Below are 24,259 nucleotides of genomic sequence, written 5' to 3'. Positions count from 1 at the left end.
GTATCAGATGCTCCCAATCTTATCGCGGTTGATGTCGATCCAGGTTTCCAGATCGGCGTCGCTCATCCACTCGCTGTTGTTATCGCTGGAGTAGACGAAGCCTTCAGGCACTCGGGTGCCGTCCTTGATGCGCTTGGCACAGGTAGCCCAGCCATTGATCGTCGGCAGAATTTTGAAGTGGTGAGGGTATTCGTAGGTGTAGTAGGCATCTTCGGCGCTGATCATCTGCTCGTGCAGTTTCTCACCGGGGCGAATGCCGACAATTTGCTGTTCCGCTTCAGGAGCAACCACCCGGGCGAGATCCGTCACTTTCATGGAAGGGATTTTTTTGACGTAAATCTCGCCGCCTTCCATATCTTCGAAGGCGTGCCAGACCAGCTTTACTGCTTCCTCGAGAGAGATCATGAAACGGGTCATGCGCTCGTCGGTAATTGGCAACACGCCTTTGTTTTTTATCGACATGAAGAAGGGAATGACCGAACCACGCGATCCCATGACGTTGCCATATCGAACCACGGCGAAACGCGAGTCATGGCCGCCTGAATAAGAGTTACCGGCGACAAACATTTTGTCCGATGCCAGCTTGGTCGCACCATACAAATTGATTGGACTGCTGGCTTTGTCGGTGGACAGGGCAACAGTGCGATGGACCTGTTTATCAATGCAAGCGTCGATGAGGTTCATCGCCCCATTGATGTTGGTTTTCACGCATTCAAACGGATTGTATTCGGCGGTCGGGACAATCTTGGTGGCGGCGGCGTGTACAACGTAATCGACACCGTCCAGTGCTCGGTATAGACGTTCCTTATCACGCACATCACCAATGAAAAAGCGCACCCGCGAATCACCTTCGAATTTCTTTGCCATGTCCCATTGTTTCATTTCATCACGGGAAAAGATGATGATTTTTTTGGGGTTGTATTTTTCCAGGGTCATGGGCACGAAGGTGTTGCCGAACGAACCGGTACCGCCAGTGACAAGAATAGTTTTGTTGGTAAGCATTCAACGGGTTCCTTTGTAGAGCGTTTTAGGTGCAGATGAAAGTGATCGATACTGCGGAGGAGTCATGCGCACAAAAGCCAAGCTCTTCCACAGGAGGATCAAAAAGAAAGCAACACAGAGTCCCAGCGGTACAGCTTGTAGGGGCCAGAATTTGGAGAAGAGCCAAGTGCTTGGAATAAAGATCAACAGGCTTGCTATATGGCTATGAATAATGGGGCGGTCAAGTCCTTGTGCATATAATGCATAATGCGGCACCATCCCCACTGAGTAGAGGAGCGTGATTAATAAGGTCCAAGGAAATAAACTTTTGTTTTCAATATATAGCGGCTTATCCAACCAAGCCAAAAGTGGGTCAATAATCAATAGTGTAATTGCTATAAATGCTCCGGAAAGCAACAGTGTTTGGAGCAGTAATGCACGCAGCTTAAGACAAAAAGCGGCGGAGTCTTTATTGTGGTGCGCGCCGATCAGGCCAGGGTAAATGAAAGAAAATACACCAGCATCTAGAAATGACAGAAGCGCACTGCTAATCCCCATAAATAGAACATAAGCACCGAGTGTTTCCAGATTCATCAAATCAGCAAACCAGTAGCGATCCACTGTGAAGATACCTCGGATAGCTAGGGTGGCTATCAACAAGGGAATGGAAACTTTCAGGCCTTTGCCAATCCAGCGCCAATCAATTTTCTTATGCCAGCCAGAAGTATCCAACTGCTTAAGGTGATGGATGCCTAATAAGAGAGCTACAAGACTGCCAAGCGTCCAGCCGCCAAGCACAAAGTCTAAATCACGTGTATCGGTTCTGAAAAACATGACTGCTGTCACCATCACCGCCCAGATACCAGAGCGGAGAAACAACACAAGGCTAGCGAGCAACTGTTCCGAGATCGCTATTAGTAATCGACCCAGCTCCTGTGTCAGGTGCTCTAATACCAGCAATATAAAAAACCAACCTGCGACACGCCATGGCAACAATCCGTTTATAAAGACAAAGCTCAGCAGTGGCAATACAATTACATAAAGTAACAACGAAAGTGCACCTTGGTCCTTAATCAATCCGCCCCACTCGTGGCGCTCTCGTTTGATGATTTCTCGCGTAGTAAATGTGTAGAAGTCGAACCCTAGAAAATATAGTGCATAGCTAATGGTGGCGGTGAGCAATCCGTAAAGACCCAATTCCTTTGGTTCAAGAAATTTTGCGAGAAAAAATATCAATAGAAATTTGCTGGCAAGTGTAATGCCACGCAATGCGATATTGATAATTCGCGTAACGCTTTGTTTTGGCATTAATTGTGGTGTCTTTTGGTTGGCGTGCGAAGTTACACGGTCAGCCCTGTAGCAGAGCGTGGAAGTTTGGTTTAGGCGTTTTCATACCAGATTTACGAAGTGATGTTGTGATTCGTGCATGCTACCGCCCCAGGATTACATGCTGGTCCCTGAAAGCGGTATTATTTAATATATGTTGAAATGCAGAGAGCTCGGTACTAAACGCCCCTTGTAGATTCAGGGGGTGTTTATTTGGTGCTAAATCGGTATTGCAGATTAAACACTGTCAGATTTGTATTCGTAATTGTAATAACCATAAGCACCATAGCCATATTTGGCGGATGCACGTTTTTCAACGCCATTGAAAATAGCGCCTTTAAGCTCAATGCCATTTTGTGCAAAGCGGCGCATGGTCAATTCGATTTCACGGGCCGGGTTCAACTCGAAACGGGTCACGATCAAACTGGTGCCGGACTGGCGACCAACAATGGCCGCATCGGTCACGGCTAGAAACGGTGGTGTATCGAGAATGACCAGATCGTACAAAGCGCTGACCTGTTCCAGAAATGCAGTGAAATTGTTGTGCATTAGTAATTCTGAGGGATTGGGAGGGATCTGGCCGCGACCGACAATGTCGAGATTTTCAATGGATGTCTTGTGAATGGCGATGTTGAGATCGCAACGTTTGGCCAGAAGGTCAGACAGTCCGTTTTCAACCGGAATGCCTAGCACTTTATGCAGATAGCCTTTGCGCATATCGACATCGACCAGCAGCACGCGCTGGCCTGCTTGCGCCACGACCGCCGCGAGGTTGGCCGAGACAAAGGTTTTGCCAACTTTGGGGCTTGGCCCGGAAATCATCAGGCGATTGTTGTCTGCCTCAAGCATTGCGAAATGCAAGCTGGTACGCAGGCTGCGCAGTCCTTCAATGGCCAAGTCAGTCGGGTGGCTAGCAGACAGTAAGGGGGCTACTTTGTTTGCTCGACCGCGAACGCCTGTAATTTTGTCTTCTTCAACTTTCTGTAGCGAGCTGAATGGAATGGCCGCATATACCGGCAAACCGAGTTTTTCGATTTCATCCGGATTTTCCACGCCGCGGTTAAGGGTTTTGCGAAATAGCACCAATGCTATTGCCAGGAAAGCTCCGAGCAGGGTGGCGATCAGTACGACTAGAATCTTCTTGGGTTTAACCGGATATCGCAGGTCCACATCCGCAGTGTCGATCAAGCGCACATTACCCACGGTACCGGCGCGCATAACATCCAATTCCTGGGATTTGTTCAGAAGCTGGGTATAGATTTCGGTGCTGACTTTCACATCCCGGGTGAGGCTTAGCAGTTCTTGCTGGGTGGTGGGTAGCCCCTCAACTTTCTTGGCCAGGCCATTCTGTTTGCTGGTCAACTCGCCTAATTGGCTCAGCAAGGCACGATAGGCCGGATGCTGACGGGTAAATTTGCGATCCATTTCAGCTTGTTGCAGTTTGAGTTCTGAGATGTTGGTGTCGAGGGCCACGATCTGGTCGAGAATGGCCTTGGCTTCCAGGCTGATATCAATGGATTTGCTACGGATCTGAAACTGGTTCAGGGCGGTTTCAGCTTTTTCCAGGTCTTTACGGACCTGGGGCAGTTGATCCTTGAGAAACTCCAGGCTCTGCGCCGCTTCAGCCGAGGTCCGCTCAATGTTCTGTCGCACATAAAGCTTGGCGATTTCATTGAGGATTTGAATGGCTTTGGCGGGATCGGTGCTTTCCAGAGCCAGTCCAATCATGCCGGATTCTTTACCGCGCTCTGCCACATCCAGTGCCTGCTGATAATTTAAGATACTGGTGAGGCGGCGAATACGGACGATGCTGAATGTGGTGCCGGGATTGGCTTGCAGCGCTTCAACCAACAGTTTGATACCGTTTTGGTCATAGACTTGGCCCACTTGGCCTTTGACTAAAAGATGGTCGTCCTCGTCGAGCAGGGTGTAGCTACCTGTTTCACCGGCGACCAATGTCAGCTCCTTGTCCAGTAACTCCTGTGGCAGTTCAAGTTCTGCAACCTTTAAAATTTCGCCACCCCAAGCGAAACTGTTCATGCCAAGCCAGGGATTGGCGACAGGGTTCTGTGCATCTGCCTTGAATCGGCGGGCGATAAACTCACCAATCACCGGAAAGCGATTCGGCTTAACTTCAAGGTCCAGTTTCAGATTATCGACAGCCGTGCCGATATTGACGCGCGACTTGATCAGCTCGATTTCTGTAGCTGATGGCGATTCCTTCCCCAGCATGCCATTCACATCGGAGAAGCCCAGCATGTCGTTTTTCTTGGCTTCGACCTGGACCAACGCGGTCGCCTGGTACACCGGGGTGGCCAACACCGCATAAGCAGCCCCGGCGGCCATGAAGACACCGGTAATCCCGGCTATCAACCATTTATGGTCGATCAGCGTGCCGAGTAGCCCCATCAGGTCTATTTCATCAGCATCGTTATCTTGTGGCGTTAACACGGGTGCTTGCTGCATAAGTCGGTTCTTTTTTCTTTGCGGGTAGCTGGGAGTGGCTCAGCGTGCGAGACGCTTGGCCCACGCGTGTACGGCTGCTTCGATCAACGCATAAGCGTGCAAGAAAGCAGGTCGGCCTTGACGGTATGGATCTTTGATTTCGCGGTTGTCTTGCCATTTGCCCAGCAGGAAGATTTTCCCTCGGGCGGCGGGCGCCATGCTGAGGATTGCGTCGATGTGCTGGTGTTCCATCGCCAGGATCAGATCGGACTCGTTGATAGCTGCCGAGGTCAGTTGCGTGGCGCGATGCTCGTGTGGAGCGTGACCGTGTTCTTCAAGGACACTGAGGGCGGTCGCTTCGATGGGATTGTTCTTGAGCGCGTGAAGGCCTGCGGAGCGGACGAGGATGTCGGTCGGCTCCAGGGTTTGGCGCAATAAATTTTCGGCGGTAGGGCTTCTGCAAATATTGCCAATGCAGACGATCAGAATATTCTTAAACAAGACAACTTCCTTTATGCCGTCAATGCTCGTCACGCTGAAACACTTGGCCACTATCTGGCCTGAGGTTGTTCATCGATGAACAATAGTTTCCAAGGGTAATGGGCTAGTGGTTTATTTTTCATGACACGGCCGCACCGCAATGACTTCTCTGTAACAGAGACCCTGGTCAAACGTGATGCGACCTTTACGGTGGCATGTAAATTACGACGGGGAAAAATTCTAACTGCGAATTCCTCACAATATCAACCTCTAAATCGGTGCGCAGTTTGTTTTCATGTCTTTTAGAAAATATCAATAGCTGCATTCGGACAAAAAATAACATTATCGTTTTATGCCTGACTAAAAATAACATTGCCGATTGGTTTAGTGCTGCTAGATAGGGGTTGTGATAAATATTAGAAACACTTTGTTTAAGTTAAAGCTAGTGGCGTTTTAATTGCACTCAATTGCTTTAATTTGCTATTAAAAAAATATTTTTTAATAGCCTGATTACTGTTGAATTGTTTTTTGTCTGGACGAAATCGCGATGAGCAATTCGAAGTCTATAGGCAATGCGTTTCAGCGTCGGCTGGATGCTGAATTGACTAAAAGCGCAGTCTGCGCTCCAGCTCGCCCTAGTGCCGTCAGGCATACGCTCGGTTCGCCGAGCCAGGGGACTTTGTCTCGGGGTTCCGAGTCGGTTCGTAGTGGCTTGATGGCATGGTTGCGGGCCCGTGAAAGCGGGGATCAGCGCGAAAAAATGCAGCCATCTTTAATGGTCGAACGAATGGGATTGTTTCCGTCATCAGGTGAAATCTGTCGCCAGGTCACGGATCCGCTCGCGGTGCTTGAACGTATCAAGACACTGCATGCTGCCCTGGCGCTGGAGATCGATGAAGTAGAAGGCTTGAAGCTGGTTTTAAATGATTGGCGCTGCAAGTTACGGATTTCGCCTACGGAATCGGCGATTTCGTTGCACGTAGAAAGTCGTGGGGATGTGGCGCTGATGCAGGCGAAAACCAGCGAGCTGTTGGATCAGATAGATGGAAGACGAGGTGAACATGCAGGCCTCTGAGGAAATAGTCGCTGGAACGGACATGTCGCTGGGGCTTCCTGGCAGGGCTTGGTATTTGGTTCTGTGCAAGGCCTGTCAAGACGAGCGTGCCGAGGTAAACCTGGTGAACCAGGGATACACCTGCTTTCGCCCCATGCGTCGGCGCGAGCGTGTTTTACGTGGGCGCCGCCGAGTGGTCTGCGAGTCACTGTTTCCGAGTTATTTGTTTATCCAGCTGGGTGCGGATGACAGCTGGGCACCGCTTCGTTCTACCCGTGGCGTATCGCGGGTGGTCAGTTTCGGTGGAAAGCCATTGGCGGTGCACGATGAAGTAATCGCTCAACTTTATGAACACGACAGTGTTGCGCCATTGGAGAGCCACTTTAGCTTTGGTGAGAGGGTGCATATCAAGCAAGGCCCATTTGTCGAATTGGAAGCCATTTTTCTGGCAATGGAAGGGGAAGAGCGAGTTGTCCTTCTGATGCAACTCTTGCAACGAGAACAACGCATCAGCGTGCCGTTGGCGGATGTCAGAAAACATTGAGCCGCCAGTTGCAAGGTTTGGATAGGAGGGCATACGACCCTGCGCCGGTTATGCGGAAGAGGGCTGCACTTATGCAGCCTTCGCTCTTATTTATATGGACTCGCGAACATCGCTCTTAAATCGCCGCAATCGTCACCGCAAGTCGTTGTCGATACAGAACTATGGTTGCCGAAAACCCGCATATCGCGGCGAGCATCAGCTAATTTGAGGCGAGCAAACCGTCCGCCATCACTGTGTGCCGGATTGTTATCGGATTGAGCGGGGACCGGTAAGGCCTGAATCAGTCGCTGCCGGTGTTGATCGGGTTGGCTTGACGTTTTTCGATGGCGTATTTCAGTAACGCAGCGCTGCGAAAGATGCCGTGGGCGAACTTGCCTAACGCTCGCGGCCAGGCGTATTCGGCATAGGTGTCCAGGCGCACCTTGGCCATGGCCTTAGGTACAGTAGGCATTGATCAGGGCCTTGCCGCCACCCATGAAAAAAGCATTGGTGCGCGCCACATGCAAAGCGCCGGACAAAGGTAGCTGGAAATGCACGCCGTGGGAGCGCATCCAGTCACGGCAGCAAGAGGATGCGCGAATGGCGATGTGCGCCAGTTTTTCATTGGTCAGGCCACCCGCGTACTTTCGTAGCACCTCATCTGACAAAACCTGATTGGAGGCCCGAATATGCGCCCTGACGCCAGCTTATCGGTCAGTTCGATGAAGTCGCATTGCAGCCCCGAAGAGTGGCAAGCGCGGATTGATCTGACGGCCTATTACGCCTGGTGGACCTTTACGGCATGTCTGACATGATGGCCAGCCACCTCTCGGCCTGTATTCCTGGAGAGCAAGGCCCCTATCTGATCAACCCTTACGGGATGATGTACGAGGAAATCAGCGCCTCCAGCCTGCTCAAGGTCGATCATGCCGGAAGATCCTGAGCAGCGTCGATTTTGGTGAGCTGAATTACGGCCTGAACAAGGCCGGTGCGGTCATCCATAGCGCGATCCATCACACCCGTGATGATGTCGGCTGCGTCATTCATACCCATAGTTGGGCGGCCATGGCTGTCTCGAGCCAGGACTGTGGCTTGCTACCGATCAGCCAGACCGCCATGCGCTTTCTGAAGATGGGTTATCACGACTACCAGGGCGTGGTATTCGATATCGTCGAGCAGTCAGCGGTGATCGAAGAACTGGGGCAGGGCTATGAGGAGGTCGAGGTTGCCGGCCATCGGCTCTGACTGCACGGTCTGACACGCCCGGTGGCGGGTGTTCATCGTTGCTGCTGTTCGCCTATTTTGGCCGAGCTGAACGTCCTGAGTGGGACTATTCTTTTTTTTCGGCGGGTCTTTTCACTCATGCTGTTGCAGAGTGAATGCTCGGAAATCGCCCTTGGCGATATATACTGCGCGCCATTCTTCAAGGGAGAGCCGTGTGGCCATCGATATTCACTGGATTCGCGACAACGATAGCCTCGGTCAATATTGCATTGAATGGCAACGATTACCCTTCGTTGCCCTCGACACCGAATTCATGCGGGTCGACACCTTTTATCCCATCGCTGGTCTGATCCAGATCGGTGATGGCATGCGCGTCTACCTGATCGACCCCTTGACCATCGATAACTGGCTACCCCTGGCCGCATTGCTGGAAAACCCGGCGGTGGTCAAGGTGGTGCATGCCTGCAGTGAAGACCTCGAGGTCTTGTTGCGCCTGACCGGCAGCCTTCCGGTGCCGCTGTTCGACACCCAGCTGGCCGCCGCGTACCTGAACCTCGGTTTCTCCATGGGCTATTCGCGCCTGGTCCAGGAAGTGCTCGGCATCGAATTGCCCAAGGGCGAAACCCGTTCGGACTGGCTGCAACGCCCGCTGTCGGAAACCCAGGTCAGCTATGCCGCCGAGGATGCGCTGCACCTGGCCGAGGTCTACACCCGCCTGCGCCCGCAACTGCCGCACGACAAGTACGCCTGGGTACTGGAGGACGGCGCCGAACTGGTTGCCAACCTGCGCCGCGAGGTCGATCCTTACGAGGTCTATCGCGAGGCGAAGCTGGCCTGGAAGCTGTCCAGGGCGCAACTGGCGGTGCTGCGTGAACTTTGCGCCTGGCGCGAGCGCGAGGCCCGGGTCCGTGACCTGCCGCGCAACCGGATTATCCGCGAACATTCGCTGTGGCCCCTGGCAAAGAGCCAGCCGGACAACCTGGTGACTCTCGCCCGTATCGAAGACATGCACCCGCGTACCGTGCGCCAGGACGGCGAATTCCTGCTCGAATTGATCAAGCAGGCCAGCAGCGTGCCGATGGACCAATGGCCGCCAATGGTGCCCGAGCCGCTGCCGATCGAAGCCGGGGCACTGGTCAAGCGCCTGCGGGCGATCGGCCAGGCCGAAGCGGAGCGCTTGAACATCGCGCCGGAACTGATGCTGCGCAAGAAAACCCTGGAAGCGCTGATCAAGAGCGGCTTTCCTGATGGACCCTATCAATTGCCCGATTCGCTGCGTGGCTGGCGCCGCGAATTGATGGGCCAGGCCTTGCTCGATAGCCTGGCGATTGCCGGAGAACAGCCTTGAAACGTATTTGCTCCATCTACCGAAGCCCGCGCAAGAACGAAATGTACCTCTATGTGCTCAAAAGCGACGCCCTGGAGCGCGTGCCGGAAAACCTGTTGTTGGCATTCGGCAAGCCGGTGCATGCCTTCGACCTGGTGTTGACGCCCGAGCGCAAGCTGTCGCGCGAAGATATCCACAAGGTGCTGGAGAACCTCCAGACCCAGGGCTATCACTTGCAGATGCCGCCGGCGGAAGACGAGTACATCGAACACTTGCCCGAAGAATTGTTGTGCCGCAATGATCCGGTCTGACGGATATCCCTGAATGCCCTGTCCAGGGCCTTCGACACGAATGGAATGTATTTTCTGGCGGTGACCGAGCACGATGCTGAGCGCTTCGTCGGCCGCTGCCTGCACCGTTTTTGAAAGGTTTGAATCATGCGCGTTCTGATTGCCGAACACGACCACGCTCTTTATGCCCAGTTGCTACGCCAGGCAGCTCCCGACCTTGAAGTGATGACCAGCGGCGATTCGGCTACGTTGTCGAACCTGGCCGGCGATTGCCCGATCTGGCTGGGGCAGCCGGATTTGCTGGCGACCTTGTTGCGCCAGGGGCACCGGCCGTTATGGCTGCAATCGACTTGGGCGGGTATCACGCCGCTGCTGGCCGAAGGGTTGCCGCGTCACTACCGGCTGACTCGCGCGGTGGGGATATTTGGTCAGGTGATGGCTGAATATGTCCTGACCTATATGCTTGGCCACGAGCGCGAAGTGCTGGCGCGACTCGTCAGCCAGGTCGAGCGTAAATGGGACAATCGCCTGGGGCAGAGCCTGGCGGGACGTAAGGTGCTGATCGTTGGCGCTGGGGATATTGGCCATAGCGTGGCGCAGTTTCTGCGGCCCTTCGGGGTCGAGCTGTACGGCATCGCCAGCGAGGCCCGTGAGCGGTCGCCGTTTGTCCGGGTGGACGGCCTGGAGGCGCTGGGCGATCGGGTTGGCGAGGTGGATTACGTGGTCAACTTGTTGCCCGATACGCCCAATACCCATGACCTGTACGACGCGGCGTTGTTCAAGCGTTTCAAACCGACTGCGTTGTTCATCAATGCCGGACGCGGGGTGGCCGTGGTCGATGCGGATCTGGTGGAAGCCCTGAAGGAAGGGCATCTGGGAGGGGCGGTGATAGATGTCTGCCGCCAGGAGCCGTTGCCGCAGCGCCACCCGTTCTGGACGGCCTGGGGGCTGCTGCTGACCGGCCACAGCTCGGCGCCGACTTCACCGGCCATGATGGTGCAATTGTTCGTCGATAACCTGCGGGCCTATCAAGCTGAGCACGCGTTGCGCGGCGAAGTGGATTTTGCGCGCGGTTACTGAGTTGCGGTGAAGCGCTGTGGCGAGGGGCTTGTCCACGCTTGGCCGCGAGGCGGTCGTGGATCGGGTATCTCGTTCTTCCCGATGCGACGCTTTTTAGCGGCACCTGATACCCCAGCGAGGTCGGCCCCTCGCCACAAGTCTCTAAACGCTCTTACAGGCTGAAGTCACCTTCGGCCACCAGCGCGCTCAAGGGTTCGCGCGGGCTCGGTAGTTCACGCTCCTGCAGGTAATCAGGCAAGGTCGCTTTGTCGCCCAGTTTGCCCACCGCCACGGCTGCGTGCAGGGCATAACCTTGCGGAATCTTCAGCTCCTGGCGGGTCAAGTCTTGGTCGAAGCCGGCCATGCCGTGGGCGTGCCAACCACTTTTGCTGGCCTGCAGGGCCAGGTAACCCCAAGCCGAACCGGTGTCGAAGGTGTGCGTCAGGGCTGGGGTTTCCTCGGCGGCGCCAGGCGCCTTGAAAGTGGTTTTCGAGATCACGATGACCAGCGCCGAAGCGTGTTGCGCCCAACCACGGTTGAACTCGTTCAGCAGACCGAGGAAGCGCTCCCAGTTCGGTGTGTCACGGCGTGCATAGAGGAAGCGCCACGGTTGCGAGTTGTAGGCCGAGGGAGCCCAGCGGGCCGCTTCGAAAAAGCTCAGCAGAGTTTCTTGCGCAATGGCTTCGCCGGTGAAGGCACGGGGCGACCAGCGTTGGGTGAACTGGGCATCGATAGGATAGTCGGCTACACGTGGATTAGCGCTCATGGAAAATTCCTGAACAAGAGTCTGGGATGAAGGAGGTGAGTCGACCGGGGCCGTTGTTGCGGTGTCCTGTCGTGGTGCCTGGCCCGTGTCTATCTACTTCGTGCGGCGCGGTAGAGCGCTAATGGCAGTTGGCAGGCGGGCTGTTGCGGCCGCCAAATTTACTGTGCGGCGTCCCGCCTGACAAGCATTCTTCAACCGACAGTCGCCGATGCTTGGCCCTTTTCGGCGGGGGCACTAGACTGGCGACCTTTTCACTACCCGATGCAGATGTTTGAGCCATGGCCGCAAGAGTCGAACCCTTCTGGATACGCAAGACCCTCGATCAACTCGATCAGCAGGAATGGGAGTCGCTGTGCGACGGGTGTGGCTTGTGCTGCCTGCAAAAGCTTGAAGATGAAGAGGACAACAGCGTCTATTACACGCGTATCGCCTGCAAACTCCTCGATTTGAAGACCTGCCGATGCACCGACTACGACAATCGTCGCGATTCGGTGCCCGACTGTATCCAGCTCACACCGGGTAAGGCCGACGCGTTCAAATGGCTGCCGCCTAGCTGCGGTTATCGGCTGGTCAGTGAAGGCAAGGACCTGCCACTCTGGCACCATCTGGTCTGTGGTGACCGCGATGCGGTTCATCAAGAGCGGATTTCCCAGTCCGGGCGCATGCTGGCCGAAGGCAGCGTGCCCGAGGACGATTGGGAAGATCACCTGATTTTCCGCGCTGGTTGAGCCAGATGGACCTGAGGGAGTGTGTATGCCGGTGCGTGGCCGACTGTTGCTGGGGGTTTTGCTGCTGATGCTGTCTGGCCCCGGTTGGGCTGGGAAAAAAATCGACCTGGATTATCATGTGCGCCTGCTGCCCCAGAGCGACCAGGCCGAAGTGCAGCTGACCCTGGCCCAGGGTTCGGCGGTGCGCAGTTTCGACTTCGACCTTGGCAGCCGGGGTGACTACACCGACTTCAAGGCCGATGGCCTGTGGTTGCTGACACCTGACCAGGCCGGCACCCACAGCCGCGGGATCTGGCGCCCGGCCCCCGGCAAGGCCAGCCTCAGCTATCGGGTGAACATCAACCATCCGCGCAAGAACGGTAGCTTCGATACCCGCCTGACCGCAAACTGGGCCTTACTACGGGGCGAGCAACTGGTCCCGCCCGCGCACCTGGACCAGCAGGACGGTACTGAGCTGGTGTCGCGCCTGGAGTTCGAGTTGCCCACCGGCTGGAAAAGCGTCGAGACCGCTTGGCCGAGAATCGGTAAGCACCGCTTTCGCATCGATAACGTCTCGCGCCTGTTCGACCGTCCGACCGGTTGGATGCTGGCCGGTAATCTCGGCAGCCGGCGCACGCGTCTGGGGGAAACCGAAGTGACGGTCGCCGGTCCCAGAGGTCAAGGCATGCGACGGGCAGATGTGTTGACGTTGCTGACGTTTGTCTGGCCCAAGGTGCAGGAAGTCTTCCCGCGCAATCCTGCGAAACTATTGGTGGTTGGAGCGAGTGAGTCGATGCTGCGCGGCAGCCAGGCGGCCCATGATTCGATCTACCTGCACTCCACCGAGCCGCTGATCAAGGAGTCGGGGGCCAGTCCGTTACTGCGCGAGCTGGTGCATGTTTTCGGCCGGATCAACGACAGCCATCACAGCGACTGGATCGGCGAAGGCCTGGCAGAGTATTACGCCATTGAGCTGGTGCGACGAGCGGGGGGCTGAGCGAGCAGCGTTATCTGGCCTTGCAGGCGAAGCTGGCCCGCGTCAGCCGCCAGGTCACTGGCTTGCGCGGCGATCAGGTAAGCGGACCGACTGTAGCCCGTGCGGTGCTGCTGCTGCAGGAACTGGATCGAGAAATTCGCCAGCGGACCGGCAACCAGCGCTCGCTGGACGATGTGAGCCGGGCGGCGATGCGTCTGGATACCGTGACGACCGAGGAATTCATCCAGCTCAGCGAGAGCCTGATGGGCGGGCCGTCGAAGGTATTGGCCAGTGATTTATTGAAGTAGCCTCGGCTCAGGCCTTAGTTTAGTTGTTCCAGGCCATTTCAGAACTTGGGGCCCGAACGGGTGTTATTGCCCTTGGCCAGCCGATCATAGAGCACCACGTTGACGGTGGCGGCGAGGTTCATGCAGCCGGTGGTGGGGATGTACACCACGTCCTCACACCAGTCGCGGATCGCCTTGTCCAACGAGCCATCTTCCGGGCCGAAGATATACAACGCACGGTCCGGGTGGGTGTACTCCGGCAGCGAGCGGGCGCCTTCCACCAACTCGACCGCAACCGGGATACAGCCCAGCGGCAAGATTTTTTTCAGGTCGTCGATACCGATCAGCGGAATATCCTGATGGACCTTCTTGGTGTCGGTAACAAAGTCCCTGGCCCGCTCATAACGCTTGCCGGTATAGAACACTGAGGCCACGCCGTAGCAGCCAGCTGCACGCATCACCGAACCGACGTTTTCCGGTGACTTGGGGTTATACAAACCAATGCAGCTGTACCTTTTGTTTGCCACGGGCCGGGTGCCTTTCAGGAAAAAGACGCGATTATACCGGCATCTTCCTCAGACCGTGGTGTCGGGATAGTTCGAGGGGAACAGCGCGCGACGTGTCTGCTCGTCGTTGACCTGTTTGAAGGCATGGCTCTTGCCTACTTGGCGCGCACGGGCCACGGCTGGCCGGGCGTCGATACGTTGGAACCAGGCCGACAGATGAGGGTAGGCGGCCAGCGGCGACTCTTCGCCCTTGAGTACCCGTGAAGCCCTGTCGATCCAGCCCCAGGCCGAAATATCGGCAATCGAATAGCTGTCCCCGACGATATAGTTACGCCCGGCCAGGTGCTGGTCAAGTATCCGGTAGTGCCGCTCGGCTTCACGGCGATAGCGATTGATGGCATAGGGCAGGCTTTCCGGGGCCGAGTGCTGGAAGTGCACCGCCTGCCCGGAGAATGGCCCGAGGCCAGTGCCGATAAACATCATCCACGACAGCAGTTCGCCGCGATCACCGGGTTGCCCGCCGAGTTGCCCGGTCTTTTCACTCAGGTACAGCAGGATGGCGTTCGAGTCGAACACGCGCACTTCGCGACCGTCCGGACCTTCGGTGTCAACGATTGCCGGGACCTTGCCATTGGGGTTGATCGCCAGGAACTCCGGGCTGTGCTGCTCGCCCTTGCTGGTATCGACGGGGATCACTTCGTAGGGCAGCGCCGTTTCTTCGAGAAACAGGGCGACTTTGGCGGGGTTGGGGGTCGGATGGAAAAAGAAATGGATCATGATGAAGGGTCCTGGCTGATGTTTTGGATCGATTGTTATAAAATAGGCTGAAAACCAGGTATATGACAATCGTCGTTCGACTTCAATTTGAATCAGTGTGTGAGTGATGGCGCGACCCAGAGAGTTTGATGAGACCGGGGCATTGGCGGCAGCGGTCCGCTGCTTCTGGTCTCGTGGCTATGAGGCGACCTCGGTACGAGACCTGACGCAGGCCATGGGGATCACCGCAGCCAGCCTGTACAATGCCTTTGGTGACAAGCGCGCGCTGTTCGGCCTGGCGCTCAAGCATTACATCAGGCACGGTTTCTGCGAGCGCTCCGCGCGTTTGGAGCAACAATTGCCACCCCGCGAGGCGGTGCTGGCGCTCTTCAATGAGATCATCGAGCGGTCGCTGGATGACCTTGAACATAAGGGCTGTTTTATCGTCAACACAGCCCTTGAGGTGGCGCCCCACGATCCCGAGTTCAGGGTGCTGTTGGCCCAGGTCCAGGAAGGGATGGAGGGCTTTTTCCGGCGTTGTATCCGTGCCGGTCAAGCCCAGGGCAGTATCAGTGCGTCGACACCGGCGGACGATCTGGCGCGCCTGTGTCTGGGCGTGCTGATGGGGCTTCAGGTACTGTCCCGCTCAAGACCCGAACGGGAATTGTTGGAGGGGCTGGTGCGCCCGCTTTTTGCTTTATTGAAATAGGCCGTCCTGATGAGTTCGGTCGCAGGCATGACCGATTCTGCTGCATTGCAGGGGCGAGTTTCTGCAGAATGAACCAGACCCTCGATCAGTTCGATGTTGACCTGTTCACGGTATAAAGGAAGTCGGTACAGCCAGCCTACTCGTCTTTCTTCATCAACCCGGCCAGCGCCGCGAACGGATTGTGGGTGGCCTTGGCGATCTTCGGGCTGTTCAGGGAGCTGTCGCCGAAGTACTGCTGGTCGGTGTAGCGCGAGTGCTCGTTGTCATGACAAAACAGGCAAAGCAGCTCCCAGTTGGAGCCGTCTTGCGGGTTGTTGTCATGGTTGTGGTCGCGGTGATGCACAGTCAGCTCGCTCAGACGCTTGCCGGAAAACTCGCGGGCGCAGCGACCGCAGACGTGCGGGTACATTTTCAGTGCCTTGTCGCGATAGCCCATCTCTTTATCGCGTTTCGCATCGGCGAGGATGCGATCCAGCTTGGCGGTAGGGGAAGGCGTGTTGGCCGAACTCATGGGGTTACCTTGTCAAATAGGTTAATGACGGTTATGCGGCAAAGTTTAGCTCAGTTCTTGAGCTTTTCGGCGATCCACACGGTGTGTTGCGTGCCCTTGTTGCCGTGGGCATAGACCTGGACCTCTTCGGCTTTGAAGCCGGCCTTGCGCAGTTTGCCGGAGAAATGGCTGTCGGCGCTGGCTGACCACACGGCCAGCACGCCCTTGGGCCGCAGGGCCTTGGCACAGGCGTTCAGACCGGCGGCGGAGTAAAGCCAACTGTTGGTCTTTTGAGTCAGCCCTTCGGGACCATTGTCGACATCGAGCATGATCGCATCGAAGCCATTGGGCTCGGCCTGCAGGACCTTGGCGACATCTTCCAGGCGTATCACCGTGCGTGGATCGGCCAGCGGGCGTCCGGCCTTTTCGCCGAGTGGTCCGCGGTTCCACTCGACCACGCCGGGTACCAGTTCGGCGACGACCACCTCGGCAGTCTTGCCCAGGTGTTTGAGGGCCGAGGCGAGGGTAAAGCCCATGCCCAGACCTCCGATCAACACCCGTGACTGCGGCCGACCGGCGACTTTGCGGCAAGGAATCTCGGCCAGGGCATCTTCGGAACCGTGCATGCGGGTGTTCATCAATTGCCCGCCGTTGCCTCCCTGGATCTTGATCACGAAGTCCTCGCCATACTCGAATAGGCACAGGGCACCGCCGTTTTCCGGAATCGGGGTGGTGTCGAGCAGAACGAAACGTTTCATGGCAGTCTCATTGAGAAGGGCAAAATGGTTGCGTTGCGAGTAGCCTGATAAAAGACTGATCGGTGTGGCTGCGCAGCGATTAGATGAAAGGTGCGATTCTATTCAAAGGCATTATTTTATGATCAAAGGCACTGTTTTATGAGCAAGGGCAGTATTCTAACGGCCATTGTGCTGTCTGCGTTGACGTTTACCTCGGTGCAAGCCGAGGAGTTATCGCCGGTGCCGGTGACACCGACCCCGGGCTCCCCCGGCACCGCGACTCCCACACCGTACCCTCAAGTCATGCCGAGCACGCCGGCCAAGCCCGGCGAACCCTTGCCGAGCATCGAACTGCCATCGCCACCCAAGGATCAGACATTGCCAGGTCTGGAGCAGAGTGACCCGAACGATAAGGCCAAGCCCAAGCCGATCTCCCACTAGTGGCCTGTACGGTGAGGATGCCGCAAGCCCATGGCCAAGGCGCTGTAACGGGTCATAGCCGGCGATGACGAGGAGCAGTCACATGGCTACTAAATCTGTTGTGAGAGCAACTGGCCGTCGGCCATGCGCAGGCGTTTCGACAGGGCGATGGCGATGGCGCGAATGATCTTGGCGGCGATTTTCGGCGCATCGTTGAGCATCTTTTCCAGGGAGTCCTTGCCCAGGTTCAATAGTTGGCAGTCGCTGGCGGCGACACAACTGGCCGAGCGCCGCTCGCCGTCGAGCACCGCCATCTCGCCGAAGGCGCGACCGGCGCGCAGGGTGGCGATCACCACGGGCTGGCCTGCCTCGTTGTTCTTCTGCACATTGACGCTGCCGTCATGGATGATGCACATGAAGGTGCCGGCATCGCCCTCGTGGAAGATCTTCTCGCCCTTGGCAATGGTGCTGATGCTGAAATAGCCGGCCGCCGCCTGGCAGTCGATGGGCAGCAGTTGGTTGAACAGACCGCAATCCATCAGCATGTCGCGAATTTCGTTATTCAGTAAGGTCGGTTCTGGCATGGTCCACGATCTGTCCTGATTACCTGTTCTGTTTGGGTTTCGAGGCCCGCTAGCCCCAATAAGACAACTCAGGCGATGCCGAGTACCTTGAAGACAAAACCATATTCGAGCGCGACGTCACGTAATCCCTGATAGCGCCCGCTCATGCCGCCGTGGCCGGCGCCCAGCTCGGTCTTGAGCAAGAGTAGATGCTCGTCGGTCTTGTTGGCACGCAATTTCGCCACCCACTTAGCCGCTTCCCAATACTGCACACGGCTGTCGTTGTAGCCGGCAATCACCAGCGTCGCCGGATACGCCTGGGCGCGGACGTTCTCGTAAGGCGCATAGGCCTTGATGCGCGCGTACACCTCGGGCGCTTGCGGGTTGCCCCACTCGTCGTACTCGGTGACGGTCAAGGGCAGTTCGGGGTCGAGCATGGTGTTCAACACATCGACGAACGGCACTTCGGCAATCGCCGCCTGGAACAGCTCCGGGCGCTGGTTGAGCACCGCACCGATCAGCAGACCGCCGGCGCTGCCACCGCTGATCACCAGTTGCTTGGAAGTGGTCAGGCCCGTGGCGATCAGATGTTCGGCGCAGGCGATAAAGTCGCTGAAGGTGTTCTGCTTGTGTTCCTGCTTGCCAGCGCGATACCAGGCCTCGCCCAGCTCGCCGCCGCCGCGCACGTGGGCGATGGCGAAGGCCACGCCGCGCTCCAGCAGGCTCAGGCGGGCATGGGAAAACCAAGGGTCGAGGCTTTCGCCGTAGGCACCATAACCATAGAGATAGAGCGGGGTGGCCTGGCCCAGCCGCTCGCGCTTGACCACCAGGCTGATCGGCACCTGTGTGCCATCTGGCGCGGTCGCCCATAGGCGCTGGCTGACGTAGGCATCGGGATCGAACGATCCGAGTACCGGGGTTTGCTTCAGGACTTGCTGCTCGCCGCTGGCCAGGCTCAATTGACGGACCTGGGCCGGGCGATTGAGGGCTTCATAGCGCAGGCGGACCTTATCGCTGTTGAACTCCAGGCTGTCCTGCACGTGGAGGCTGTAGGCGGCATCCGGTAATTCCACGCGGTAGGCGGGCAACCCGCTGGGGTGTACTTCGATGATCGGCAGGCCGCCTGCACGCAGGCTCAGGCACAGGGCCTGGGCATTGAGGGTCAGGCCTTCGAGCATGATCTGGTCATTGTGCGGGATCAGCCGTTGCCAGTCTTCGCGACGGGGAATGTCGCCGTCCACGGCCTGGAACAGGGCAAAGTTGATACCGTCCTGGTTGCTGCGGATAAACCAGCGCCATTGATCCTGGTACCGACCGTGGTCGACGAAATACTCATGGCCTTCGACCCGCGCCGCCAGGCAAGTGAAAGGCTTTTGCGGTGTATCGGCATCGAGCACCCAGGCTTCGCTGGTGGTCTTGCTGTTGAGCGACACAACGAGTTGCCGTTCGGAACTGCTGCGATAGCAATGCAGGAAAAACCGTCCGTCGGGCTCATGCAACACAGCTTCGGCGACGGTTTCGCCAAGGGTATGGCGATACAGCTTGTGCGGGCGGTGGGTGTCGTCCAGTTCGCCGAAGAACAGTGTGCGGCTGTCGTTGGCCCAGGTCATGCTGCCGTCGCAGTTCTCGAAGGGCAGCTCGATCAGGTTGCCGTTGGCCAATTCCTTGACGTATAGCTGGTAGACCTCCTCGCCACTGGTGTCGAGGCTGTAGGCCAAGCGCTGATGGTCCGGGCTGATGCTGAAGGCGCCGAGGGAAAAGAAGCCGCCATTGGCCAGCACATTGGGATCGAGCAGCAGTTGTTCGCGGCTTTCGTCGACAATCAGGCTGTCATCGGCTGGGCGCGGGCAGCGATAGTGGCGGGCGTATTCGTCACCCGCGGTGGTTCGGGTGTAATAGAGGAACGGCCCCCAGGGCGAGGGCAGCGATAGGTCGGTTTCGAGAATCCGCCCCTTGATCTCTTCGAACAAGCTTTCACGCAGCTCGGCCTGGTCGGCCAATTGCGCTTGCAGGTAGCTATTTTCGGCCTTGAGGTAATCGAGTACCGCCTCGCTGTCACGCTCCTGCAACCAGGCGTAAGGATCCGAACCTGGGCCGGTGGGGGCAATCGGGGCACTGCTGGCGGTGGCTTTGCGAGGCATGGGCAACTCTCTGTCTTGAGGATCGCTGACGGCGGTGCAGCCGGACCGGCGAAAAGCCGTTATCATAAGCCTCTCATTGCCAGCCTTGCCATGGACACCATGACCGAGAACGACTATTTGATCGCCTGGGGTTGCTACGCCTTTGCCGCCTTGGGCTGCCTGTTGGTGTGGTTTCGCCTGACGCGCTGGACCTGGCGCTGGTTGCGCGAGCCGCTGCGGTTGCTGGGGGCGGTGCTGCTGTTGAGCCCGACCATTCTCGACCCGGTGAAAGAGCGTTTTGCCCCGGCAGTGGCGATTACCGCCCTCGATCTGTTGTTCAAGGTCGGCAACAATGCGTGGCGCGCGGTTTCCGATCTGTTCATGTACTTGATCATCGCCCTTGGCGTGTATGGGGTCTTCGTGCTGATCCGTTGGCCGCTCGAGCGCTCCAGCAAGGCCCGCAAACTGCAGTTGCAGTCGGCGGCGGCTCGCGCTGAAGTCGAGGCGGATGACCAGCCTTTCACAGCCGTGGACAGTTCACAGCGCCCGCGCCGTCAGCCGCCTTCCGTCGGTGTCGGTCGTTCACGGGTCGAGCCGCGTTTGTAAGCACGTTCCTGCATTGAAGCGAGAGTCCGAACATGTGTGAGTTGTTGGGCATGAGCGCCAATGTGCCGACCGATATCGTTTTCAGCTTTACCGGGCTCATGCAGCGTGGCGGGCGGACCGGCCCTCATCGCGACGGTTGGGGCATCGGTTTCTACGAAGGTCGCGGGCTGCGCCTGTTCCAGGACCCGGCCGCGAGCAGTGAGTCGCAAGTGGCGCAACTGGTGCAGCGTTACCCGATCAAGAGCGAAGTGGTGATCGGCCATATCCGCCAGGCCAATGTCGGCAAAGTGTGCTTGTCCAATACCCATCCCTTTGTCCGTGAGCTGTGGGGGCGTAACTGGTGTTTCGCTCATAACGGCCAGTTGGCGGACTTGCGACCACCGAGTAGCTTTTATCGTCCGGTCGGCGATACCGACAGCGAAGCGGCCTTCTGCGATCTGCTCAATCGGGTGCGCCAGGCTTTTCCCGAACCGGTGGAGGTGGAAGAACTGCTGCCATCGTTGGTCCGGGCCTGTGCCGAGTATCGCACCAAGGGTGTATTCAACTGCTTGCTCAGCGATGGCGACTGGCTGTTCTGCTATTGCTCGACCAAGCTGGCCCAGATCACCCGCCGCGCGCCCTTCGGGCCGGCCCGGCTGAAGGATGTCGATATGATCGTCGATTTCCAGGCCGAAACCACCCCCAACGATGTGGTCACGGTGATCGCCACCGACCCCCTGACGGAAAACGAGACCTGGACCCGCTACGAGCCGGGACAATGGAGCCTGTGGCGGCGCGGTGAATGCGTCAGCCAGGGCCAGACTGAATAAGGGCAAGGGCATCGGTTATGTGGTTGAGTTATCTGCGGCTGATACTGTTTACCCTGGGGCTGTTGATCGGCATTCAGGTGCCGGGCTTGATCAACGATTATGCCAAGCGGATCGAGGCGCATCTGATCGAGGCGCAGACCGGCCTACAAGGTTTTCGCAAGACTGCCGAGCAATTCTTCAAGGGCGATCTGCAGGCGTTGGTGGCGCATTATCGCGCCAGTGACGACCCGGTATTTCGCAGCGATGCCGACAGCCTCGGCACCTTGCTCGACCGTCAGCGCCTGCTCGATGACCAGTTCCAGGCGATGCAGGGGCCCTGGTACAAGCGCGCGTTGCAGCTGGCGTATGCGGCGGACCCGGCCATCCGCGAAGAAACCCTGCGGGGCTACACCTACCAGGTGCTGCTGTCGCCCGAAGCGATTGGCTGGGCCATGGGCGCAGCGCTACTGTTCTCCTTCGTCATCGAAGGCTTCTTCCGGCTGGTGGACTGGGTCGTGCTGGGCGGCAAGCGCCAGCGTGAACGCCTGGCCCGGCGGGAGCGGAGCCGGTAACCGCTCTCGCAAGACCAGCCACGCAGGCCGCTAGGGTCTGTGTGCCATGTTTTCGAGCGAGGGCCGGGCGAAAGCAGGCGAGCCAGTGCGGTTGACGGATGGTCAATGAGCATGGCGAGCCGGCGCTCAACGCCGCATGAGCGGGCGCAGATACATTTCGTACCGAGCCTAGGCCCTGCTCAGCACCACATAGTGTTCCCCGACCTTGCTGGCATAACTGTGCAAGACCTTCTGACACAGCGCGACAATCTCTTCGACCAACTCCACACCGACTCGCCAGGACACCACCACTTCCAGGTTCGGTGGGCGTATTTCCAGCGCCAGCAGGGTCAACTCGCCCCGCGCCAGTTCCGCGCTGACCAGCGCTGGCGGGAAAGCACCGATACCGAAGCCGTCGCGAATCAGTCGGGTAATCGCCGACACCGAGTTCACGCAATTGAGGCGCGGCGCGGGAACGCCGTGGGTCTGCATCAAACCGAGGATTTCCTGATGCGGTCGGGAGTTCTTGGAGAAGGTCACGATGCGTTCCCGGGCAATCTCCGCTAGGCTTGTATACTCGCGGTTGTAGATCGAGTGGCTGGCCACCACCCAGCCCATCGGGTAGCTGGCCAGTTCCAGGCTGCGGATGGATTCCTGACGCAGCAGGTCGGTTTGCAGGACCAGGTCAAGAAAGCCTTTTTGCAACTGATCGCAGAGGTTCAGCGCCGTATCGGCCACCAGCTCGATTTCCACCAGGGGGAAACGGTCCATCATTTCCGCCACCAAGGGACTGAGCCAGGTGTGGATCACCGTATCCATGACACCGATGCGTATACGCCCGACCTTGGTCGAGCTGATCTCGATAGACTGCTTGAGGGCCTGCATGGTGTCGATCATCTGCTCGGCATAATCGAGCACCTTGAGTCCTTCGGGAGTCAGGCTGACACCCCGCGAATCGCGCAGGAACAGCTTGACCCCCAGCTCGCTTTCGAGCACGGCGATCCGGCTGGAGATGGACGCCTGAGTGGTGAAGAGCTTGTCCGCGGTCAGGCGAAAGCTCTTGAGCCGGGCAACCCATACAAAGGTTTCGAGAAATTTGAGGTTCATACAATCAACTTTTTCTTATGCCTGGGAACAGCTTTTATTAGTTGGACGCGCAGGGCAGGTGCAACAAAAATGGCGCCCGACTGGTGACCAACGATAAGCGTCGCCGGCTGTTAGAACAATACCAATAAGTTCGCTGTGGAGAATTTCCCCCATGAGTACGCCCGACTCGCTGGATGTTGCCAAGGCCGAAGGTCCGCCTGGACCGTTCGCCTGGTACCGCCGTATTAATCAACAGGAACGTCGGACGTTCTGGAGTTGCAAGATCGGCTATGGCCTCGACGGTATGGACACCCAGATGCTTAGCTTTGTTATCCCGACGCTGATCGCCATGTGGGGTATCACCACTGGTCAGGCCGGGCTGATTTCCACCAGCACGTTGATCTCCTCGGCCCTCGGTGGCTGGATCGCTGGGATCCTCTCCGACCGTATCGGTCGGGTGCGCACGCTGCAATTGACCGTGCTCTGGTTTGCCTTTTTCACTTTTCTCTGCGGCTTGGCCCAGAACTATAACCAGTTGTTGGTGGCACGAACACTGATGGGCTTCGGCTTCGGCGGTGAGTGGACTGCTGGCGCGGTGTTGATGGGCGAGGTGATCCGCGCCCAGGATCGTGGCAAGGCGGTGGGCATGGTGCAATCCGGCTGGGCGCTGGGTTGGGGTATGGCAGCGCTGCTGTATGCTTTGCTGTTTTCGCTGCTACCTCCTGAAGACGCCTGGCGAGCGCTGTTCCTGTTGGGCATCGTGCCGGCGATCTTCGTGATTTTCGTCCGCCGGCTGGTCAAGGACCCGGAAATCTATCGTCAGGCCAAGGCCGAAGAAGCGCCCAGCAACCCGGCGCGCTTTTACGAGATTTTCGCCCCCGGGATGCTCAGCACCACGATTCGTGCGTCGTTGTTGACCACCGGTGCCTTGGGTGGCTATTACGCCATCACGTCCTGGCTGCCGACCTTCCTGAAAAATGAGCGCGGCTTGAGCGTGCTGAGTACGGGCGGGTATCTGGCGATGGTGATCATCGGCTCCTACGCGGGCTATGTGATCAGTGCCTATCTGACCGACCTGTTGGGGCGCAAGAGGAACTTCATCCTGTTTGCCGTCGGCTCGTTCATCATCGTCCTGCTTTATACCCAATTGCGGGTCAGCAACGAGGTGATGTTGTGGCTGGGTTTCCCGTTGGGCTTCTTCGCCTCGGGGATCTTCAGCGGCATGGGCGCGTTTCTCACCGAACTGTTTCCGACCCGGATTCGCGGCTCGGGCCAGGGCTTCTGCTACAACATCGGTCGCGCACTGGCCGCGCTGTTCCCTCTGCTGATCGGTCTGCTCAGCCAGACAGTGCCGCTGAGCGTAGGGATTGGGGGCTTTGCCGCCGTATCCTATGGCGTGGTGATCCTCGCGGCCCTGAGCCTGCCGGAAACCCGTGGCAAGCAACTCCAAGCACAGTAATCCGTGGGCGCGGGTTCTGCGCC

The 24,259-nt window shown here is 57.6% G+C and carries 27 protein-coding genes and 2 pseudogenes; 15 read left to right on the top strand and 14 right to left on the bottom strand.

The window, feature by feature from the left end:
* Nucleotides 1-3: 3 nt before the first annotated feature.
* The 4 genes from pseB to AWM79_RS08980 all read right to left on the bottom strand — a co-directional run bounded on the left by pseB (nucleotide 4) and on the right by AWM79_RS08980 (nucleotide 5,253).
* Nucleotides 4-1,002, bottom strand: a complete 999-nt coding sequence (gene pseB, locus AWM79_RS08995; protein ID WP_060782648.1) for a UDP-N-acetylglucosamine 4,6-dehydratase (inverting) — start codon at nucleotides 1,000-1,002, stop codon at nucleotides 4-6.
* Nucleotides 1,003-2,289 carry a lipopolysaccharide biosynthesis protein gene (locus AWM79_RS08990; RefSeq protein ID WP_060782647.1) on the bottom strand — a complete coding sequence of 429 codons (1,287 nt, stop codon included), beginning with the start codon at nucleotides 2,287-2,289 and terminating at the stop codon, nucleotides 1,003-1,005.
* Between the two features lie 255 nt (nucleotides 2,290-2,544).
* Nucleotides 2,545-4,773, bottom strand: a complete 2,229-nt coding sequence (locus AWM79_RS08985; protein WP_017133410.1) for a polysaccharide biosynthesis tyrosine autokinase — start codon at nucleotides 4,771-4,773, stop codon at nucleotides 2,545-2,547.
* 39 nt (nucleotides 4,774-4,812) lie between these two features.
* The gene (locus AWM79_RS08980) at nucleotides 4,813-5,253 is read right to left on the bottom strand and encodes a low molecular weight protein-tyrosine-phosphatase (RefSeq protein ID WP_017133411.1); all 441 of its coding nucleotides are present in this window, start codon (nucleotides 5,251-5,253) and stop codon (nucleotides 4,813-4,815) included.
* A 526-nt stretch (nucleotides 5,254-5,779) separates the two neighbouring features.
* Between AWM79_RS08980 and AWM79_RS24925 the strand changes: the two genes are divergently transcribed.
* Nucleotides 5,780-6,307, top strand: coding sequence for a phosphohexomutase domain-containing protein (locus tag AWM79_RS24925; protein WP_156430095.1), 528 nt, complete (start codon nucleotides 5,780-5,782; stop codon nucleotides 6,305-6,307).
* 22 nt (nucleotides 6,308-6,329) lie between these two features.
* Nucleotides 6,330-6,830 (top strand): transcription/translation regulatory transformer protein RfaH, encoded by a 501-nt coding sequence (rfaH, locus tag AWM79_RS08970; RefSeq protein WP_026013343.1) that lies wholly within the window; start codon nucleotides 6,330-6,332, stop codon nucleotides 6,828-6,830.
* 280 nt (nucleotides 6,831-7,110) lie between these two features.
* Here rfaH and AWM79_RS24920 read toward each other — a convergent pair whose 3' ends face one another.
* Together AWM79_RS24920 and AWM79_RS08965 are read right to left on the bottom strand one after the other, a co-directional pair.
* Nucleotides 7,111-7,281: a hypothetical protein gene (locus AWM79_RS24920; protein WP_156430094.1), complete on the bottom strand. Its 171-nt coding sequence runs from the start codon at nucleotides 7,279-7,281 to the stop codon at nucleotides 7,111-7,113.
* A pseudogene (locus AWM79_RS08965) lies at nucleotides 7,274-7,462 on the bottom strand (FAD-dependent tricarballylate dehydrogenase TcuA); the annotation flags it as partial. The gene AWM79_RS24920 and the pseudogene AWM79_RS08965, both read right to left, overlap by 8 nt.
* A gap of 134 nt (nucleotides 7,463-7,596) precedes the next feature.
* Here AWM79_RS08965 and AWM79_RS25875 point away from each other — a divergent pair.
* From AWM79_RS25875 to AWM79_RS08945, 5 genes are all read left to right on the top strand, one after another.
* Nucleotides 7,597-7,752 carry a class II aldolase/adducin family protein gene (locus AWM79_RS25875; protein WP_279615810.1) on the top strand — a complete coding sequence of 52 codons (156 nt, stop codon included), beginning with the start codon at nucleotides 7,597-7,599 and terminating at the stop codon, nucleotides 7,750-7,752.
* Nucleotides 7,746-8,054: a class II aldolase/adducin family protein gene (locus tag AWM79_RS25870; RefSeq protein ID WP_341844455.1), complete on the top strand. Its 309-nt coding sequence runs from the start codon at nucleotides 7,746-7,748 to the stop codon at nucleotides 8,052-8,054. Before AWM79_RS25875 ends, AWM79_RS25870 begins: the two co-directional genes overlap by 7 nt.
* 193 nt (nucleotides 8,055-8,247) lie before the next feature.
* Entirely contained in the window at nucleotides 8,248-9,381 is a 1,134-nt protein-coding gene (rnd, locus tag AWM79_RS08955) for a ribonuclease D (protein WP_060782644.1), read from the top strand.
* Entirely contained in the window at nucleotides 9,378-9,671 is a 294-nt protein-coding gene (locus AWM79_RS08950; protein ID WP_060782643.1) for a YcgL domain-containing protein, read from the top strand. The genes rnd and AWM79_RS08950 overlap by 4 nt, the downstream gene beginning before the upstream one ends.
* Nucleotides 9,672-9,797: 126 nt before the next feature.
* A complete protein-coding gene (locus tag AWM79_RS08945; RefSeq protein ID WP_060782642.1) occupies nucleotides 9,798-10,730 on the top strand; it encodes a D-2-hydroxyacid dehydrogenase in 933 nt (310 codons plus the stop codon).
* A gap of 151 nt (nucleotides 10,731-10,881) precedes the next feature.
* On the opposite strand, the gene AWM79_RS08940 is transcribed toward AWM79_RS08945, so the two are convergent.
* Nucleotides 10,882-11,475: a nitroreductase family protein gene (locus AWM79_RS08940; protein ID WP_017133422.1), complete on the bottom strand. Its 594-nt coding sequence runs from the start codon at nucleotides 11,473-11,475 to the stop codon at nucleotides 10,882-10,884.
* A gap of 278 nt (nucleotides 11,476-11,753) precedes the next feature.
* Here AWM79_RS08940 and AWM79_RS08935 point away from each other — a divergent pair, with 278 nt between their 5' ends.
* Complete coding sequence (locus tag AWM79_RS08935; RefSeq protein ID WP_017133423.1) at nucleotides 11,754-12,203, top strand: YcgN family cysteine cluster protein; 450 nt, start codon at nucleotides 11,754-11,756, stop codon at nucleotides 12,201-12,203.
* 25 nt (nucleotides 12,204-12,228) lie between these two features.
* Nucleotides 12,229-13,466 (top strand): annotated as a pseudogene (locus tag AWM79_RS08930) (hypothetical protein).
* A gap of 38 nt (nucleotides 13,467-13,504) precedes the next feature.
* Here AWM79_RS08930 and AWM79_RS08925 read toward each other — a convergent pair.
* Nucleotides 13,505-13,972 (bottom strand): RNA methyltransferase, encoded by a 468-nt coding sequence (locus tag AWM79_RS08925; RefSeq protein WP_026013344.1) that lies wholly within the window; start codon nucleotides 13,970-13,972, stop codon nucleotides 13,505-13,507.
* A gap of 48 nt (nucleotides 13,973-14,020) precedes the next feature.
* Entirely contained in the window at nucleotides 14,021-14,728 is a 708-nt protein-coding gene (locus tag AWM79_RS08920) for a glutathione S-transferase family protein (protein WP_017133426.1), read from the bottom strand.
* Nucleotides 14,729-14,834: 106 nt separating this feature from the next.
* On the opposite strand from AWM79_RS08920, the gene AWM79_RS08915 reads away from it, so the two are divergent.
* Nucleotides 14,835-15,416: a TetR/AcrR family transcriptional regulator gene (locus AWM79_RS08915; RefSeq protein ID WP_060782641.1), complete on the top strand. Its 582-nt coding sequence runs from the start codon at nucleotides 14,835-14,837 to the stop codon at nucleotides 15,414-15,416.
* Between the two features lie 136 nt (nucleotides 15,417-15,552).
* Here AWM79_RS08915 and AWM79_RS08910 read toward each other — a convergent pair whose 3' ends face one another.
* The gene (locus AWM79_RS08910) at nucleotides 15,553-15,927 is read right to left on the bottom strand and encodes a YajD family HNH nuclease (protein ID WP_017133428.1); all 375 of its coding nucleotides are present in this window, start codon (nucleotides 15,925-15,927) and stop codon (nucleotides 15,553-15,555) included.
* Nucleotides 15,928-15,977: 50 nt separating this feature from the next.
* Nucleotides 15,978-16,664 (bottom strand): spermidine synthase, encoded by a 687-nt coding sequence (locus tag AWM79_RS08905; protein ID WP_060782640.1) that lies wholly within the window; start codon nucleotides 16,662-16,664, stop codon nucleotides 15,978-15,980.
* Between the two features lie 138 nt (nucleotides 16,665-16,802).
* Here AWM79_RS08905 and AWM79_RS08900 point away from each other — a divergent pair, with 138 nt between their 5' ends.
* A complete protein-coding gene (locus AWM79_RS08900) occupies nucleotides 16,803-17,084 on the top strand; it encodes a hypothetical protein (RefSeq protein WP_017133430.1) in 282 nt (93 codons plus the stop codon).
* A gap of 89 nt (nucleotides 17,085-17,173) precedes the next feature.
* Here AWM79_RS08900 and AWM79_RS08895 read toward each other — a convergent pair whose 3' ends face one another.
* Both AWM79_RS08895 and AWM79_RS08890 read right to left on the bottom strand, forming a co-directional pair.
* Complete coding sequence (locus tag AWM79_RS08895; protein ID WP_017133431.1) at nucleotides 17,174-17,647, bottom strand: cyclic nucleotide-binding domain-containing protein; 474 nt, start codon at nucleotides 17,645-17,647, stop codon at nucleotides 17,174-17,176.
* A 68-nt stretch (nucleotides 17,648-17,715) separates the two neighbouring features.
* A complete protein-coding gene (locus AWM79_RS08890; RefSeq protein ID WP_017133432.1) occupies nucleotides 17,716-19,767 on the bottom strand; it encodes a S9 family peptidase in 2,052 nt (683 codons plus the stop codon).
* 90 nt (nucleotides 19,768-19,857) lie between these two features.
* Here AWM79_RS08890 and AWM79_RS08885 point away from each other — a divergent pair, with 90 nt between their 5' ends.
* The 3 genes from AWM79_RS08885 to AWM79_RS08875 are packed head-to-tail and all read left to right on the top strand — an operon-like array spanning nucleotide 19,858 to nucleotide 21,712.
* Entirely contained in the window at nucleotides 19,858-20,352 is a 495-nt protein-coding gene (locus AWM79_RS08885) for a hypothetical protein (RefSeq protein WP_017133433.1), read from the top strand.
* 32 nt (nucleotides 20,353-20,384) lie between these two features.
* On the top strand, nucleotides 20,385-21,161 hold the full coding sequence (locus AWM79_RS08880; protein WP_060782639.1) for a class II glutamine amidotransferase: 777 nt from the start codon (nucleotides 20,385-20,387) through the stop codon (nucleotides 21,159-21,161).
* Nucleotides 21,162-21,178: 17 nt separating this feature from the next.
* A complete protein-coding gene (locus AWM79_RS08875) occupies nucleotides 21,179-21,712 on the top strand; it encodes a DUF2937 family protein (protein ID WP_060782638.1) in 534 nt (177 codons plus the stop codon).
* 168 nt (nucleotides 21,713-21,880) lie between these two features.
* Here AWM79_RS08875 and AWM79_RS08870 read toward each other — a convergent pair whose 3' ends face one another.
* Complete coding sequence (locus AWM79_RS08870) at nucleotides 21,881-22,798, bottom strand: LysR family transcriptional regulator (RefSeq protein ID WP_017133436.1); 918 nt, start codon at nucleotides 22,796-22,798, stop codon at nucleotides 21,881-21,883.
* Nucleotides 22,799-22,949: 151 nt separating this feature from the next.
* Here AWM79_RS08870 and AWM79_RS08865 point away from each other — a divergent pair, with 151 nt between their 5' ends.
* Entirely contained in the window at nucleotides 22,950-24,236 is a 1,287-nt protein-coding gene (locus AWM79_RS08865) for an MFS transporter (protein WP_017133437.1), read from the top strand.
* Nucleotides 24,237-24,259 lie beyond the last annotated feature (23 nt).

It is taken from the genome of Pseudomonas agarici (assembly GCF_001543125.1).
GTDB lineage: Bacteria > Pseudomonadota > Gammaproteobacteria > Pseudomonadales > Pseudomonadaceae > Aquipseudomonas > Aquipseudomonas agarici.
The sequence above is the reverse complement of the archived record's forward strand: the minus strand, read 5'-3'. Positions and strand labels throughout refer to the sequence as shown.